At 55.4% G+C, this 285-nt stretch carries 1 protein-coding gene; it reads right to left on the bottom strand.

Features of this window, described 5'->3' with window-relative positions; translation table 11 throughout:
• Positions 1-285 (bottom strand): autotransporter outer membrane beta-barrel domain-containing protein (locus OGW13_RS00760; protein ID WP_287115464.1); only part of this gene is annotated, 285 nt, incomplete at both ends.

Raw genomic sequence — 285 nt, forward strand, 5'->3', positions numbered from 1 at the left:
GTATCGCTGTAGCCGTTGTCGCCAATTTGCTGGGCGACGTTGCCCCACAGTTGCAGACGCTGGCTAAGCTGGCCTTCAACGCCCACTTTCAGTTCGCCAATATTGCGGTTGCCTTTCACGTCGTTGCTGATGTCATCCATCTTCACGCTGTAGCTACGGGTGTTGTGAAGCCAGTTGGCTTCGACGAACGGCTGAAAGGTGCGGTCTTTGCCGTCATCCATGGCGTTATGGCCTTGCAGGTAGGCTTTGACGCCAAGACGCGTTTGCAGGTTGCCGTCGGTTTTA

The organism is Citrobacter sp. Ca225 (genome assembly GCF_030337175.1).
In the GTDB taxonomy this organism is placed as follows: Bacteria; Pseudomonadota; Gammaproteobacteria; order Enterobacterales; family Enterobacteriaceae; genus Citrobacter_A; species Citrobacter_A amalonaticus.